This is a genomic window from Arsenophonus endosymbiont of Aphis craccivora (assembly GCF_013460135.1).
Classification (GTDB): Bacteria; Pseudomonadota; Gammaproteobacteria; order Enterobacterales; family Enterobacteriaceae; genus Arsenophonus; species Arsenophonus nilaparvatae.
This window is the reverse complement of sequence record NZ_CP038155.1, coordinates 719,288-734,325: the sequence shown is the minus strand read 5'-3', so window position 1 is coordinate 734,325 and position 15,038 is coordinate 719,288. Positions and strand designations below refer to the sequence as shown.

At 39.4% G+C, this 15,038-nt stretch carries 12 protein-coding genes and 3 pseudogenes; 7 read left to right on the top strand and 8 right to left on the bottom strand.

Annotation, left to right across the window (positions count from 1 at the left end):
• Positions 1-9: 9 nt before the first annotated feature.
• Both dnaN and dnaA read right to left on the bottom strand, forming a co-directional pair.
• Entirely contained in the window at positions 10-1,116 is a 1,107-nt protein-coding gene (dnaN, locus tag E3U36_RS03980) for a DNA polymerase III subunit beta (protein WP_180817173.1), read from the bottom strand.
• 4 nt (positions 1,117-1,120) lie between these two features.
• The gene (dnaA, locus tag E3U36_RS03975; RefSeq protein WP_180817172.1) at positions 1,121-2,506 is read right to left on the bottom strand and encodes a chromosomal replication initiator protein DnaA; all 1,386 of its coding nucleotides are present in this window, start codon (positions 2,504-2,506) and stop codon (positions 1,121-1,123) included.
• Positions 2,507-3,192: 686 nt separating this feature from the next.
• Between dnaA and rpmH the strand changes: the two genes are divergently transcribed.
• The 5 genes from rpmH (at position 3,193) to mnmE (ending at position 7,051) form a co-directional block, all read left to right on the top strand.
• The gene (gene rpmH / locus E3U36_RS03970; RefSeq protein ID WP_180817171.1) at positions 3,193-3,336 is read left to right on the top strand and encodes a 50S ribosomal protein L34; all 144 of its coding nucleotides are present in this window, start codon (positions 3,193-3,195) and stop codon (positions 3,334-3,336) included.
• A gap of 13 nt (positions 3,337-3,349) precedes the next feature.
• Complete coding sequence (rnpA, locus tag E3U36_RS03965; RefSeq protein WP_180817170.1) at positions 3,350-3,709, top strand: ribonuclease P protein component; 360 nt, start codon at positions 3,350-3,352, stop codon at positions 3,707-3,709.
• Positions 3,673-3,933 (top strand): membrane protein insertion efficiency factor YidD, encoded by a 261-nt coding sequence (gene yidD / locus E3U36_RS03960; RefSeq protein WP_180817169.1) that lies wholly within the window; start codon positions 3,673-3,675, stop codon positions 3,931-3,933. The genes rnpA and yidD overlap by 37 nt, the downstream gene beginning before the upstream one ends.
• Before the next feature lie 2 nt (positions 3,934-3,935).
• The gene (gene yidC / locus E3U36_RS03955; protein WP_180817168.1) at positions 3,936-5,573 is read left to right on the top strand and encodes a membrane protein insertase YidC; all 1,638 of its coding nucleotides are present in this window, start codon (positions 3,936-3,938) and stop codon (positions 5,571-5,573) included.
• Positions 5,574-5,686: 113 nt separating this feature from the next.
• Positions 5,687-7,051 carry a tRNA uridine-5-carboxymethylaminomethyl(34) synthesis GTPase MnmE gene (gene mnmE / locus E3U36_RS03950; protein ID WP_180817522.1) on the top strand — a complete coding sequence of 455 codons (1,365 nt, stop codon included), beginning with the start codon at positions 5,687-5,689 and terminating at the stop codon, positions 7,049-7,051.
• 340 nt (positions 7,052-7,391) lie between these two features.
• Here mnmE and E3U36_RS03945 read toward each other — a convergent pair.
• Positions 7,392-7,733: pseudogene (locus E3U36_RS03945) on the bottom strand (TIGR00645 family protein); the annotation flags it as partial.
• Positions 7,734-7,812: 79 nt separating this feature from the next.
• On the opposite strand from E3U36_RS03945, the gene E3U36_RS03940 reads away from it, so the two are divergent.
• Positions 7,813-8,736, top strand: a complete 924-nt coding sequence (locus E3U36_RS03940) for an IS5 family transposase (protein ID WP_180817167.1) — start codon at positions 7,813-7,815, stop codon at positions 8,734-8,736.
• A 541-nt stretch (positions 8,737-9,277) separates the two neighbouring features.
• Here E3U36_RS03940 and E3U36_RS03935 read toward each other — a convergent pair.
• The 5 genes and pseudogenes from E3U36_RS03935 to E3U36_RS03920 all read right to left on the bottom strand — a co-directional run bounded on the left by E3U36_RS03935 (position 9,278) and on the right by E3U36_RS03920 (position 12,532).
• A complete protein-coding gene (locus E3U36_RS03935) occupies positions 9,278-10,201 on the bottom strand; it encodes an IS5 family transposase (protein ID WP_180816040.1) in 924 nt (307 codons plus the stop codon).
• A gap of 64 nt (positions 10,202-10,265) precedes the next feature.
• The gene (locus E3U36_RS13530; protein WP_255479099.1) at positions 10,266-10,823 is read right to left on the bottom strand and encodes a protein-tyrosine phosphatase family protein; all 558 of its coding nucleotides are present in this window, start codon (positions 10,821-10,823) and stop codon (positions 10,266-10,268) included.
• A gap of 249 nt (positions 10,824-11,072) precedes the next feature.
• A pseudogene (locus E3U36_RS13525) lies at positions 11,073-11,534 on the bottom strand (protein-tyrosine phosphatase family protein); the annotation flags it as partial.
• An 18-nt stretch (positions 11,535-11,552) separates the two neighbouring features.
• Positions 11,553-12,074: a hypothetical protein gene (locus E3U36_RS03925; RefSeq protein ID WP_180817165.1), complete on the bottom strand. Its 522-nt coding sequence runs from the start codon at positions 12,072-12,074 to the stop codon at positions 11,553-11,555.
• Between the two features lie 62 nt (positions 12,075-12,136).
• Entirely contained in the window at positions 12,137-12,532 is a 396-nt protein-coding gene (locus E3U36_RS03920; RefSeq protein ID WP_180817164.1) for a CesT family type III secretion system chaperone, read from the bottom strand.
• A 390-nt stretch (positions 12,533-12,922) separates the two neighbouring features.
• Between E3U36_RS03920 and cstA the strand changes: the two are divergent.
• Positions 12,923-15,033 (top strand): annotated as a pseudogene (cstA, locus tag E3U36_RS03915) (pyruvate/proton symporter CstA).
• Positions 15,034-15,038: the final 5 nt, after the last annotated feature.

The window sequence follows — 15,038 nt, the reverse complement described above, 5'->3', positions numbered from 1 at the left end:
ATTTAGATATTACAGACGCATTGGCATAACAACATAAGCTGCCGCATTACTAGCTATATCTTCAATTTGTACGCTTGAATTTGAATCAGTCAACAACAAATTAACCTGTTCACATTTTAGTGTATTTAAAACATCGAGGATATAACTGACGTTAAAACCAATTTCTATCATCGAGCTTTTATAATTAACATCAACAATTTCTTCTGATTCTTCCTGTTCTGGATTGTTTGCGGTAATTTTAAGTTGATTTTCGCTGATATAGAGGCGTACACCGCGAAATTTTTCATTTGATAAAATTGCAGCTCGTGAAAATGCTTGTTTAAGTTTATTACAATCCGCGGTCAATGTTTTATCTGGATTTTTGGGTAGAACACGTCGGTAATCAGGAAAACGACCATCAACTAGTTTTGAGGTGAAAATAAAATCACCAACATGAGCTCGGATATTATTACTACCAATCTGTAACTTAAGTGACTCGTCGCTACTATCCAGTAATCGCATAAATTCTAATACCCCTTTGCGAGGAACAATTACTGCATGAGTTGGTAAATTCTCATCAATATTAATATTGAGTGAACAGACCGCTAAACGATGGCCATCGGTAGCGACAGTGCGTAATTCTTTACCTTCAGTTTCAAATAGCATGCCATTAAGATAATAGCGTACATCTTGGTGTGCCATTGAAAACTGGGTAGCTTCAATTAGGCGTTTTAACGTCGTTTGAGGGAGTTCAAATTCGACTTCACTTTGCCAATCGTCTAGGTTTGGAAAATCAGTGGCAGGCAGAGTCGAAAGCGAAAAACGGCTACGACCGGAACGCACCAGTAGACGCTCTCCTTCAAGAGTAACTTTGATTTCTGAGCCATCGGGTAACCCACGCCAGATATCGAAAAATTTACGGGCAGGTACCGTGATTGAACCATTTTCACCTGGTTGTGTTAGTGTCACTTTTGCGACCATTTCTACTTCTAGATCGGTACCTGTTAATGAAAGTGTTTTTTCACTGACTTGCAGTAATAAATTACCTAAAATAGGTAATGTAGGCCGCCCACCAAGTGGACCACTAACTTGTTGTAGTGGTTTGAGTAATTGTTCACGTTCAATAGTAAATTTCATAGCATTAGGATGATAATGTTCTGATTAAGTTAGAAAAATCCTCTTTGATGTTGTGACTTTCCTCCCGTAATTGCTCGATTTTTCGACAAGCATGGACTACGGTTGTATGATCTCGTCCACCAAAAGCATCGCCAATTTCAGGCAAACTATGGTTTGTCAGCTCTTTTGCTAATGCCATTGCCATTTGCCTCGGGCGCGCCACAGAACGGGAACGGCGCTTGGATAACAAGTCAGCAACTTTAATTTTATAATATTCAGCAACGGTTTTTTGAATATTATCAATAGTGACCAGTTTTTCTTGTAATGCGAGTAGATCGTGTAATGCTTCACGAACAAAATCAATGGTAATTGCGCGACCAGTAAAGTTAGCATTGGCGATAACCCGATTCAACGCCCCTTCCAGCTCTCTAACATTTGAACGCAAGCGTTTGGCAATAAAGAAAGCGACTTCATCAGGTAGTTGCATCTGATTTTCGTCCGCTTTTTTCATCAAAATAGCAACACGGGTTTCCAATTCTGGTGGTTCAATCGCAACCGTCAATCCCCAACCAAAACGAGATTTTAGTCGATCTTCAACTCCATTAATTTCTTTAGAATAGCGATCTGAGGTCAGAATGATTTGCTGGTTACCTTCGAGTAACGCATTAAAGGTATGAAAAAATTCTTCTTGAGAGCGCTCTTTATTAGCAAAAAACTGAATGTCATCAATTAATAATGCATCTACCGAGCGATAATAACGTTTAAAATCTTCAATCGCATTATTTTGTAATGCTTTTACCATATCTTGGACAAAACGCTCAGAATGCATATAAACCACTTTTGCATTCGCTTTATGCGCCATGATGTTATTACCTACAGCATGAAGCAGGTGAGTTTTACCTAATCCTGTACCACCATAAAGAAAAAGCGGGTTATAAGCTCCGCCAGGATTGTCGGCTACTTGGCTGGCAGCGGCACGAGCAAGTTGGTTTGATTTACCTTCGACAAAGTTATTAAATGTATGCTTAGGGTTCACATTTGAACGATAGGCGATTTCAGGTTGAACTTGTGTTTTATCCCAACTAGGGCGTACTGTTGAATTTATTGGCGTCGAAATAGTTTTATTTGCTACGGTATGCGTTGAGGTACCGCTTGCGGTTATTTGCGGTTTATTACCCATTTCAAATTTCAATGCAGGCACATCAGAACCACAAAAATCACTCAACAATTCATTAATATTATTGATGTATTTATCTCTTACCCAATCTAATACAAAACGGTTAGGAGCATAGAGTGCTAATGTATTATCACTCAATTCTGCCTGGAGAGGGCGTATCCACATACTGAATTCTGTGGCAGGTAACTCATCCTGCAATCGGGCAAGACATTGCTGCCAAAGTGAAAATGACACGACGGACTCCCCTAAAACAAGACCAATGGAAAATTATTAAATTTAATAGGTAATAAAAATTGTTAATACCCCAGAAAAGATTTACCGAAAATTTGCGTGATAAACAAAATCATCTTGTACAAGCTATGATCTAAGTACACTATAATAGATCATAACGCAAAATTTGAATAAGATCCTCACTCTTTTACACAGTTTTAGCACTTTTTATCCACAGGATTAAATTTAGGATCAAGATGTATAAAATGAATAAGGAAGTAAAAAGAATACTAGCACATATATTAGATATACATAACACCTAGTAACAGATAACTTTAGATCAAACTAGACGATTAGTCTCTATTTTGAGCCAAATAATTTTTTGATCTTTTAATGATCCTTGAGATTTCCATGAGAAGCCGTATAATTTTGTACCTTTTGTGTGATATCATCATTTTTCCAGTTTTCTGGCAGTGCTTGGTAAGAAAGAAAAGTAGGGTATTTGTTTAAGTTTTATCGTAGCTAATGGTGGAGAAAAGCGTTGAATTTTTCTCCCGCATTGCGTAATGCTAGATATTTTATTACAATCCTGCCTCTTTGCTATATTGGTGTTGTTACGATTGGATATATCAGTATTGTTTGTTCCACTGGTAACCCACGAATTTACTGAATTAATAATAACTATTTTGTTAAGTTAGGTAGAAACCGCTATGAAACGCACTTTTCAACCGTCCGTACTAAAACGTAACCGTTCTCACGGTTTCCGTGCTCGTATGGCCACTAAAAATGGTCGTCAGGTTTTGGCTCGTCGTCGTGCTAAAGGCCGCGTTCGTCTGACCGTTTCTTCAAAGTAATAACCCTATCGAAGTGGTTATGCTTGCTTTTCCTAGGGAGTTAAGATTATTAACTCCCAGGCATTTTGATTATGTCTTTCAGCAGCCACAACGGGCGAGTTCTCCAGAAATCACCATTCTTGGCCGCCTCAATGAGCTGGGATACACGCGCATAGGTCTTACTATCGCAAAAAAAAATGTTAAACGGGCACATGAACGCAATCGAATTAAGCGATTAATGAGAGAATATTTTCGTTTACATCATCATGAGTTGCCTTCGATGGATTTTGTGATATTAGTAAGAAAGGGGGTTGCTGATTTGGATAATCAAGAAATCACCGAAACATTAGGCAAATTATGGCGTCGTCACTGTCGTTTGGCTCGCGGTTCTTAATCTCGATAATAAGAGGTTATCAATTGATAGTAAGTCCATTGTTAGGGCCGCGATGCCATTTCAACCCTAGCTGTTCCCAATATGGGATCGAAGCACTATATCGATTTGGATTGAGAAAAGGTGGTTGGTTAATGATGAAACGCGTATTAAAATGCCATCCTTTACATAGAGGTGGTAACGATCCTGTTCCACCTAGACAGAATGACCATAATAGAGAACATTAACGATGGATTCGCAACGAAATCTTTTATTCATCGCTTTGCTATTTGTTTCGTTTTTAATTTGGCAGACATGGGAAAGTGATAAAACACAACCTATAAAGACTGACCAAATCGTAAAACAAATGGATATGCCAAGTCATGATAACCAAGCTAATCTAGGTAATGAGCAAGCTAAATTTATCACAGTAAAAACTGATGTGCTTGAATTACGCATCAATACCCGTGGCGGCGATATTGATCAGGCTGAGCTGTTGCTTTACCCTAAGGAATTACATTCATCTGATCCGTTTCGTTTATTGGAAACCAGTAAAGATTTTATTTATCAAGCACAGAGCGGCTTGATCGGTCAGGATGGTCCCGATAACCCTGGCTACAATAATGGATTGCGTCCTTTATATTTCTCAAATGCAACCAGTTATGTGTTGCAAGATGGCCAAGATGAACTGCGTGTTCCTCTTACCTTTACTGGTAAATATGGAGTGGTTTATCAGAAAGTCTATCTATTAAAACGTGGTAAATATAATATTTCTGTTGAGTATAATATTGACAATAATAGTGCCAAACCATTGACGCCAGCTTTTTTTGGTCAGTTAAAACAGACTGCAGAACTACCAAAAGAGCGTGATACAGGAAGTAATAATTTTGCCTTACATACTTATCGTGGCGCAGCATATTCTTCCGATGAAACAAATTATAAAAAATATAGTTTCAGTGATATTACTGATAATAGTTTAAACGTTAATACTAAAGGTGGTTGGGTCGCAATGTTGCAGCAATATTTTGCTACAGCATGGATACCTGGCTATCAGAACCAAAACGCTTTTTATACAATCGATTTAGATAAAGACATTGCTATTATTGGCTATAAGAGTTCGCCAATAACAGTTGCGGCTAATAGTAAAGGAAATTACACCTCAACCTTGTGGGTAGGTCCTGAATTACAATCGGAAATGGCAGCAGTTGCACCACATTTAGATTTAACTGTGGACTATGGTTGGCTGTGGTTTATTTCTCAACCGTTATTTAAATTATTGAAATTTATTCATGGTTTTATAGGTAACTGGGGCTTTTCCATCATTGTTATTACTTTTATTGTGCGCGGGATTATGTATCCATTAACTAAAGCACAATATACTTCAATGGCAAAAATGCGTTTGTTGCAGCCCAAACTTGCGGCGATGAAAGAACGTATTGGTGATGATAAGCAACGTATGAGCCAAGAAATGATGGCTCTCTATAAAGCAGAAAAAGTCAATCCGTTAGGTGGTTGTCTGCCTTTATTGATTCAGATGCCTATTTTCCTAGCTTTATATTATATGTTGATGGGTTCTGTCGAGCTGCGCCATGCTCCCTTTATTGGTTGGATCCAAGATCTATCAGCTCAGGATCCATACTATATTCTACCGTTGTTAATGGGTTTGACGATGTATATTATTCAGAAAATGTCGCCAACGACAGTAACTGATCCTATGCAACAGAAGATTATGACCTATATGCCGGTTATTTTTACGGTATTTTTCTTGTGGTTTCCTTCTGGTTTGGTTTTATACTATATCGTTAGTAACCTGGTGACGATTATCCAGCAACAAATTATTTATCGTGGATTAGAAAAGCGTGGCCTACATAGTCGCGATAAAAAATAAGTTTTGGCATTTTGTTATTTGCAATTAAAGAAATAACAAAATAGAAAATTTATTAAGGCGGTCATTAGACCGCCTTAATCATATTTATGGTAAGAATTGAGAGTAAAATGAGTATATATACCAATGATACAATTATTGCGCAGACAACCCCTCCTGGACGTGGTGGTGTTGGTATTTTGCGAATATCAGGGCCAAAAGTTGTTGAAGTTGCCAGCATTGCTTTAGGTAAAATACCTCGACCTCGCTATGCGGATTACCTGCCTTTCTATGATAACAATGGCAAAGTGTTAGATCAGGGAATTGCCCTCTATTTTCCTGCCCCCAACTCATTTACTGGTGAAGATGTTCTTGAATTGCAAGTGCATGGTGGGCCTATCATTATTGATTTATTACTTAAACGGATTTTAGCTATCAATGAGATCCGGATTGCTAATCCAGGTGAATTTTCTGAGCGCGCCTTTCTTAATGACAAAATGGATTTAGCTCAGGCGGAAGCTATTGCTGATCTAATCGATGCAAGTACTGAGCAGGCTGCTCGTTCAGCGGTAAATTCGTTACAGGGTGTTTTCTCACAGCAGATTTATGAAATGGTGGAAGCGCTTACTAACTTGCGTATTTACGTTGAAGCTGCAATTGATTTTCCAGATGAAGAAATTGATTTTTTATCTGATGGTAAGATAGAAACAAAATTGAATCAGGTAATAGCCCATTTGGATAGTGTGCGTTTACAAGCTTATCAAGGTAGCTTATTACGAGAAGGCATGAAGGTTGTGATTGCAGGACGACCGAATGCAGGGAAATCTAGCTTATTAAACGCGCTATCTGGCCGTGAAACGGCGATTGTAACGGATGTTGCTGGCACAACCAGAGATGTATTACGTGAACATATTCATATTGATGGTATGCCTCTGCATATTATTGACACGGCAGGCTTACGTGAAGCGACAGATGAAGTTGAGAGAATAGGTATTGAGCGAACCTGGCAAGAAATAGAGCAAGCAGATCATATATTATTTATGGTGGATAGCACCACTACAGAAGCAACTGAACCTGAGCAGATTTGGCCGGAATTTATGGCGCGATTGCCGAAATCTTTACCTATTACGGTGATTAGAAATAAAGTCGATATTACTAATGAACCAGTAACAATAACAAAAGTTAGCAATTACTCACTTATTCGCCTGTCAGCCTATCGCAAAGAAGGTATTGATTTATTACGTCAACATTTGAAAGAAAGCATTGGATTGAATCATCATATAGAAGGCGTATTCTTAGCCAGACGACGTCATATTCAAGCACTTAATATTGCCGCAGAGCATTTACAGCAAGGTTATCAACAGTTAGTGGTTGCTCACTCTGGTGAGTTATTAGCAGAAGAACTTCGTTTGGCTCAACAGGCATTAAGTGAAATTACAGGGGAATTTAGCTCCGATGACTTATTAGGTCGTATTTTTTCCAGCTTCTGTATTGGAAAATAGCATGTAAACAAAAACAATCACTCCACATCAGCAGGCAGATCTATTTCAGGCAATGACTTGTTAAATTTTAAGCTACATTGATATCCTCTCGGCCTAAAGGTCGAGAGTTGTTACTGTTTCTGGATCACAAATTGTTCTTTAGTTGGCTCTATTTTCGATTAAAATGTTTTGCTTTAAGTAGTTTAATATTTCAACGGCTTTAAATATTATTAAATAACGCAAATTAACTGACCATTTTTTAGTGTAATTTATCGGAATATGTTTATCTAACCCTGGCGTAAAGGAGATAATTTTTCCCTATTGTTATATAGCACTGGGGAGAATGATTTAACTCGATTTATTAGCTTTTGGTATTTTTACTCATTCTATCAATATAAGCCATGCCAAAGGCAGATAAAACAAAAGCCAAATGGATAATTACACTCCACATTATTGTATTATCGGCTACTTTTTCAGCTTCCATAAACAGTCGTAAAAGATGAACCGAAGAAATAGCAACAATTGATGAGGCAACTTTATTTTTAATGGAATTGACATCCATTTTGCCCATCCAGCTTAATTTTTGATGTTTATCATCAACGGTCATTTTTAAAATAAAGTTTTCGTAACCTGAAAACATCACCATAACTAAAAGCCCACCAACCAGTGCAATATCAACCAGTGATAAAACCGTTAATATTAATCACGGCTTTGTTGAATAAATCGAACTTTTAGGTGATTGGCGGAGCTGATCGCTAAATTCGTTTCAACATCAGGTCCCCATGGCAAAGCAAAAGTTTAAAATTACCAACTGGCCCGCGTACAACAAGGCACTCAGACAACGCGGTTCCCTGACGGTATGGCTTGATGAGTCGGCCATCGCTGGATGGACTGACAGTTCTTCGCCTGAAGGTCGTGGCCGGCCGCTTTACTACAGCGATATGGCTGTTACCACTGTCCTGATGATGAAGCTTGTGTTTAACCTGTCGCTCCGGGCATTACAGGGCTTCGTTGATTCGATTTTTAAACTCATGTCTTTGCCGCTGTGCTGTCCGGACTACTCGCTGGTCAGCAGACGAGCAAAGAGCGTCAACATCAGCATAAAAACGCCAACGCGTGGTGAAATCTCGCATCTGGTCATCGACAGTACCGGTCTGAAGGTCTTTGGCGAAGGTGAATGGAAAGTCAGGCAGCATGGGGCTGACAGACGAAGAGTGTGGCGCAAGCTTCATCTGGCAGCAGACAGTGTGACTCATGAGATTATCTGTGCCGACTTATCGCTCAGCGGAACGACAGATGCGCAGGCACTGCCGGGCCTGATTAACCAAACCCACCGGAAAATCAGGGAAGTGTCAGCAGACGGTGCTTATGACGCCTGTTACTGCCACGATGCGTTGCTAAGAAAGAAAATCAGGCCCCTTATCCCGCCGCGAAGCGGAGCGAAATACTGGCCGGACAAGTACCATGAACGTAACCATGCGGTGGCGAATCATCGTCTGAGCAGGAGTAATGATATGTGGAAAAAGAAAGTGGGTTATCACCGGCGTTCAGTGGCAGAAACAGCGATGTTCCGCATAAAAACTTTGCTGGGTGGCCATCTGAGGCTGCGTGACTATGAGGCTCAGGTAGGTGAAGCAATGGCGATGGTCAAAGCGCTGAACCGTATGACGTTGTTGGGTATGCCACACAGCGTCAGGATCGGATAACAGCTGTAGCAGAGGGAGCCATCCTGGCGGCTAATTCTGATTTATTCAACAAAGCCTTCCGCTTATTAAGCCTGGGGCTAATTTTTACTGGGATTATTGGGCTAAAACTGGTACATTAATTTTAAAGTTATTTATTATAGCCAAATATTTATTTTGTCATGGCATATTTAATACGGGGCATGGATATTTATTCATGCCCTGATTAATTTAGTACTGAATTCCGCTAATCATAAGTAAAATTTGTATGTATAATAAGTGAATTTAGTTTATTTATATATTGGTGCTAGTGGTGTTTTATGCAAAAAATCGACATGGCAAATTGGAAATATAAGCAGAATAAAATAAATTAATAAACTATTTAGAAAATATTATTTATTTTTTTACTAAATTTGGTAAATATCATTTTCACATCATAAAAAAGATAAGATTAATTAATAATAAGAATCTTATTATTAATTAATTTTATCGAGGTTTTTATGACAATAGGCTTTGTTGAATAAATCAGAATTAGCCGCCAGGATGGCTCCCTCTGCTACAGCTGTTATCCGATCCTGACGCTGTGTGGCATACCCAACAACGTCATACGGTTCAGCGCTTTGACCATCGCCATTGCTTCACCTACCTGAGCCTCATAGTCACGCAGCCTCAGATGGCCACCCAGCAAAGTTTTTATGCGGAACATCGCTGTTTCTGCCACTGAACGCCGGTGATAACCCACTTTCTTTTTCCACATATCATTACTCCTGCTCAGACGCTGATTCGCCACCGCATGGTTACGTTCATGGTACTTGTCCGGCCAGTATTTCGCTCCGCTTCGCGGCGGGATAAGGGGCCTGATTTTCTTTCTTAGCAACGCATCGTGGCAGTAACAGGCGTCATAAGCACCGTCTGCTGACACTTCCCTGATTTTCCGGTGGGTTTGGTTAATCAGGCCCGGCAGTGCCTGCGCATCTGTCGTTCCGCTGAGCGATAAGTCGGCACAGATAATCTCATGAGTCACACTGTCTGCTGCCAGATGAAGCTTGCGCCACACTCTTCGTCTGTCAGCCCCATGCTGCCTGACTTTCCATTCACCTTCGCCAAAGACCTTCAGACCGGTACTGTCGATGACCAGATGCGAGATTTCACCACGCGTTGGCGTTTTTATGCTGATGTTGACGCTCTTTGCTCGTCTGCTGACCAGCGAGTAGTCCGGACAGCACAGCGGCAAAGACATGAGTTTAAAAATCGAATCAACGAAGCCCTGTAATGCCCGGAGCGACAGGTTAAACACACGCTTCATCATCAGGACAGTGGTAACAGCCATATCGCTGTAGTAAAGCGGCCGGCCACGACCTTCAGGCGAAGAACTGTCAGTCCATCCAGCGATGGCCGACTCATCAAGCCAGACCGTCAGGGAACCGCGTTGTCTGAGTGCCTTGTTGTACGCGGGCCAGTTGGTAATTTTAAACTTTTGCTTTGCCATGGGGACCTGATGTTGAAACGAATTTAGCGATCAGCTCCGCCAATCACCTAAAAGTTCGATTTATTCAACAAAGCCTACCAGAGGCAGTTCGATCCGGCCAATTAGGAACATGAATAACAGGTATGGTAACTTTAGCATCTTGACCTTTTTCGGTGACTTGCAATAAATATTGCTGATAATCCAATCCGTCAGCTAATTTACCCTCACCGGTACCCTTTGCAGTGACTGAAATATCACCATATTGATTGCTTTTTCTAAAATATTCAGGCAATTTTTCGCCAAATTCTGGATTAATATCTTTTTCTGATGCCAATACAACCAGCGCAGGTGTACGATTAGCCACCAACATCTTAAAGTAATCTTCCATTGATTTTGGTTTTGGATATTGGCAAGCACTAGCGACATTCTGACCAGCAATTTGTACCCGATTAGCGGGTAAAGGCTGACCATTCGGGGCTGTCACAGCCGTTGCTTTTGCAGTCCAGATATTGCCAAACCGTTGATTCTCAACTTTCTCAATATATTGTGATTTGTCTATGTTGACATCGCTAAAGTTGTCCGCTAACCGTTGAAATAGATCTTTAGCTAGTAGAACGGTTTGTTGTTGGTCTTCTGCTGACATTCTACGTGGCGGTAATGGCGGTGCGGGTACCTCTGGATCACTTAACATTCTCTTTAATTTTGTTGGAAGCATATCTGTATCAGTAGCATTTTCTAATTTAGTCGTACCTTCATCCATCTTAGCGGATGATCTTTTATCACTAATGTAATTACCCTTCGTTTCTTCAAATTGCTTAAGTAAGTCCAGCTGTGATGTTTTATCTAATATTTTTGCGCTAGTGGAATTTTTTATTTCGTTAATAATTTTTTCAGCACTCAATTTATTACTAGGTTTAGATACTTGAGTTGCCGCAACCAGAAAAGCAGAGCGGTCATATCCTTTACTACCATGTATTACTGGTAATACTTTATTGAGATCATGTACTGTTTTACTATTTTTTTGGTAAAGCTCAGTCGAATGATCATGGCTTGCCAGATTAATACGATCAGTGATAGCCTTTAACCCTTCATTATTGATGTTATTTTTTCCTAGCCAATTATTAATATGAATAACAGGCACTTGATATGACTGCTTACCTTCCTTAATTTCTATTTGATACTCGTCATAGTTAAATTTGCCAGCAGATCTGTTTTCCACACTCTTTTCAACCTTAACTGACACACTCCCATACTTTCCACTTTGCTTAAAATATTCAGGTAAGCCTCCAGTCTCAATGTCCTTATTTGATGCCAAGACAACCAGAAGTGGCGTTTGATTATCAGATAGCATTTTAAAATAACTTTCTAAATATTATGTTTTAGGATACTCACTGATCATTGCCACATTCCGATCCGCAATTTGCACGTGATTTGCGGGTAATAACTTACCATCCGGCGCTTTAACTAAAGTTGCCTTAGCCAGCAAAAGCTTATTATTTCGTTGGTTACTGAGAAGGATACCATCATCGCCAATTATGCTTGCCGCACTCGATACTGCACCAGCAACCGCTTTTTCTGATGGTATATTCAGGGTTTCTGTCGCACCTAACTTTGGCTTAGGAGGAAGCAGCGGTGGGTTGGTTAACTTTTTTTCCGCCACAGTAGGTTTTGCTGGAATTTCCGGTGGCGTTACATCAATCTCAAAATTCATACCAGCATGACGCCGCGTTTGATTACTGTCTAGATCCGTTTCAGTATCTAAATGGGGTTTGTGCCGTAACAAAATGGACGCTGATTCGCTATTCTTGATAATATTACGCCCTTGATACTCAGTTTTTTGTGCCCCATTTTGGCCGCCAGATGCCTCATCTGAGGCATAATTGGTATTAGGCATTAATTATTATAAATCGGTAAGATATTAGGCATCATAAAACCCCTTATTTTTAAGTTAATCTATTACTTTTCAGCTACACATTGTTCTGATTTTTCAAGCAATAATTCAAAAGTATCAATAATTTCATATGTGTTGATCTCATATAAAGGCAATTTCACCCATAATATAAGATGTTGTTCTTCATTAAGTGCGGCAATTGGTTGCCAACGTAGCTGGGTCAAATTATTAAAATGCAATAAAGATAAAATAGTAATATTTTTTTGCGTTAACTCATTTACATGACCTAAATCAGTAAAAATATACCAATCAAACTGATCAATTAACCCCAAATAAAAGTAAAATTTATTATCGATAGTTAAACTGAAAGCTTCCTGTTTGGATGTTTTTTCTATTGGTTCAAGACCAATATGATTAAAAAGTAATGATACTTTTTGGTGAAAAATAGCAAGTTGATGCACTAAACAATACCTCTTATTAAAAAATAACTTCTGTGCTTACTGCTTGTATTTGGCGTTATTCTTATTATTTATTAAAAAAAAATAAAAAATGCTATTTAATCCAGCTCAAACTAAATTAATAAAACAGAATTAATAGTCCATTTAAACATAGAAAAATTAATTATTTCTAATCATGCTCTTTTACAGAAAATAATTATTAGTTACAAATAAAAAACGATACAACTAGCCTGTTTCACAGCAAATAGGAAAGTGACCTAATTAACAATTATGCAAAATAATTTTTACATCTCATCGGTTAGCACGTTTCAGCTAGTTGAGCTTTAAGCAAAATAGATTATAAGAATGGAGATCATCACTTTTTTACTAATAACAACATTAGATGGAGCTAATATGAATAACGTTATTAAACCTATGAGCTGGGTTATTTTTGCTCTGCTAGGTGCCTTTTCATTGGGTTATATTGCCCTCAATCGAGGTGAACAAATTAACGCATTATGGATTGTTGTTGCGGCAGTTTGTATCTACTCATTGCCTATCGTTACTATGGGCGCTATATCGCCAATCAGGTTCTTGCTATCGATCCGACTCACATGACTCCCGCTCTTCGCTATAATGATGGCTTAGATTATGTACTAACCAATAAAAAAATCCTATTTGGTCATCATTTCTCTGACATTGCCGGAGCGGGTCCTTTAGTTGGGCCAGTGCTTGCTGCACAAATGGGCTATTTGCCTGGTATACTGTGGATATTAGAGGGAGTTGTTTTTGCTGGTGCAGTGCAATATCTGATGGTGCTGTTTGTATCTGTTCGCCGTGATGGACGTTTACTTGGTGAATTGGTAAAAACCGAAATGGGAAATATCGCAGGGATCACGATCCTTATTGCTTGCTTTATGATTATGGTGATTATTCTTGCTGTTTTGGCCATGATTGTCGTAAAAGCCTTAACGCATAGCCCTTGGGGAACTTACACGGTAGCCTTTACCATCCCACTAGCCATTTTTATGGGGGTGTACATCCGTTATATTCGTCCTGGCCAAATTGGTGAAATTTCAATTATTGGTTTTACTTTCTTAATCTTTGCTATCGTTTCAGGTGAATGGGTTAGCAAAAATGAAAGTTGGGCCTATTATTTCGATTTCGATGGTATTCAGCTAACCTGGCTACTGATCATTTATGGCTTTATCGCTGCAGTGCTGCCTGTATGGTTACTATTGGCGCCACGAGATTATCTATCAACTTTCTTAAAAATTGGTACCATTATCGGACTGGCTATCAGCATTATCATTACTCGTCCTACGTTACAAATGCCAGCACTGACCCAATTTATTGATGGTAGCGGACCAGTATGGTCTGGTGAACTATTTCCTTTCCTCTTTATTATCATCGCCTGTGGTGCCGTTTCGAGCTTTCATGCTTTGATTGCATCAGGTACAACACCAAAAATGTTAGCAAATGAAAATCAGGCCTGTTTGATTGGTTACGGTGGCATGCTAATAGAGTCGTTTGTCGCTATCATGGCATTAATTGCGGCTTGCATCATCGCTCCAGCGGTCTATTTTGCAATGAATAGCCCAATGTCAATGTTAGCGCCGGTTGGAACCTCTGACGTGGTGGCTTCCGCGGCGCAAATAATCAGTAGCTGGGGATTTCATATTACACCAGAAACCCTAATCAACATTGCTAACGAAGTTGGAGAACAATCTATTATTTCAAGAGCCGGTGGGGCACCAACCCTGGCTGTTGGGATGGCTTATCTACTACATAGTGCATTTAGCGGCTTACTCAATGTCTCTTTCTGGTACCATTTCGCGATCTTGTTCGAAGCGTTATTCATTTTAACCGCTGTCGATACTGGAACAAGAGCTGCACGCTTTATGTTGCAAGATTTATTAGATGTTATATCACCACCGCTAAAAAGAACCGATTCATTACTTGCCAATGTTATTGCCACAATACTTTGTGTGTTAGCGTGGGGATATTTTCTTTATCAAGGTATAGTAGATCCATTAGGCGGTATCAATACATTATGGCCACTGTTCGGTATTGCCAATCAGATGCTAGCAAGTATGGCGTTAATGCTTTGCACCGTCGTTTTATTCAAAATAAAACGACATATTTATGCTTAGGTAACCCTATTACCTACCTGTTGGCTGATCATTTGTACGATGACAGCGGCTTGGGAGAAAGTATTTAGTAAAAATAGTAGTATCGGTTTTTTGGCCATTGCCACCAAATTTCAGTCGCTGATTAACAGCGGTAATATTCCGCCACAATATAGCCAATCTCAGTTAGTGCAATTAGTTTTTAATAATCGTGTCGATGCAGGATTGACCAGTTTTTTTATGATCACGCTAGTGATTTTAGCATTGTTTTCAATCAGAACGATTTGAAGCGCGCTCAAATCAGCCACTCCAACCAGCCGTGAAACACCCTGCTTAGCAATAGCGGCAAATGATAAGAACATTATTGTGAATCCACAGCGAATTATTAATACTTAAGTCCT

Coding starts and splice junctions, on each gene's coding strand:
- dnaN (WP_180817173.1), bottom strand. CDS start 1,116: ATGAAATTTACTATTGAACGTGAACAATTACTCAAACCACTACAACAA.
- rpmH (WP_180817171.1), top strand. CDS start 3,193: ATGAAACGCACTTTTCAACCGTCCGTACTAAAACGTAACCGTTCTCAC.
- yidD (WP_180817169.1), top strand. CDS start 3,673: ATGGCGTCGTCACTGTCGTTTGGCTCGCGGTTCTTAATCTCGATAATA.
- yidC (WP_180817168.1), top strand. CDS start 3,936: ATGGATTCGCAACGAAATCTTTTATTCATCGCTTTGCTATTTGTTTCG.
- E3U36_RS03940 (WP_180817167.1), top strand. CDS start 7,813: ATGGCAAAGCAAAAGTTTAAAATTACCAACTGGCCCGCGTACAACAAG.
- E3U36_RS03935 (WP_180816040.1), bottom strand. CDS start 10,201: ATGGCAAAGCAAAAGTTTAAAATTACCAACTGGCCCGCGTACAACAAG.
- E3U36_RS13530 (WP_255479099.1), bottom strand. CDS start 10,823: ATGTCAGCAGAAGACCAACAACAAACCGTTCTACTAGCTAAAGATCTA.
- E3U36_RS03925 (WP_180817165.1), bottom strand. CDS start 12,074: ATGCCTAATACCAATTATGCCTCAGATGAGGCATCTGGCGGCCAAAAT.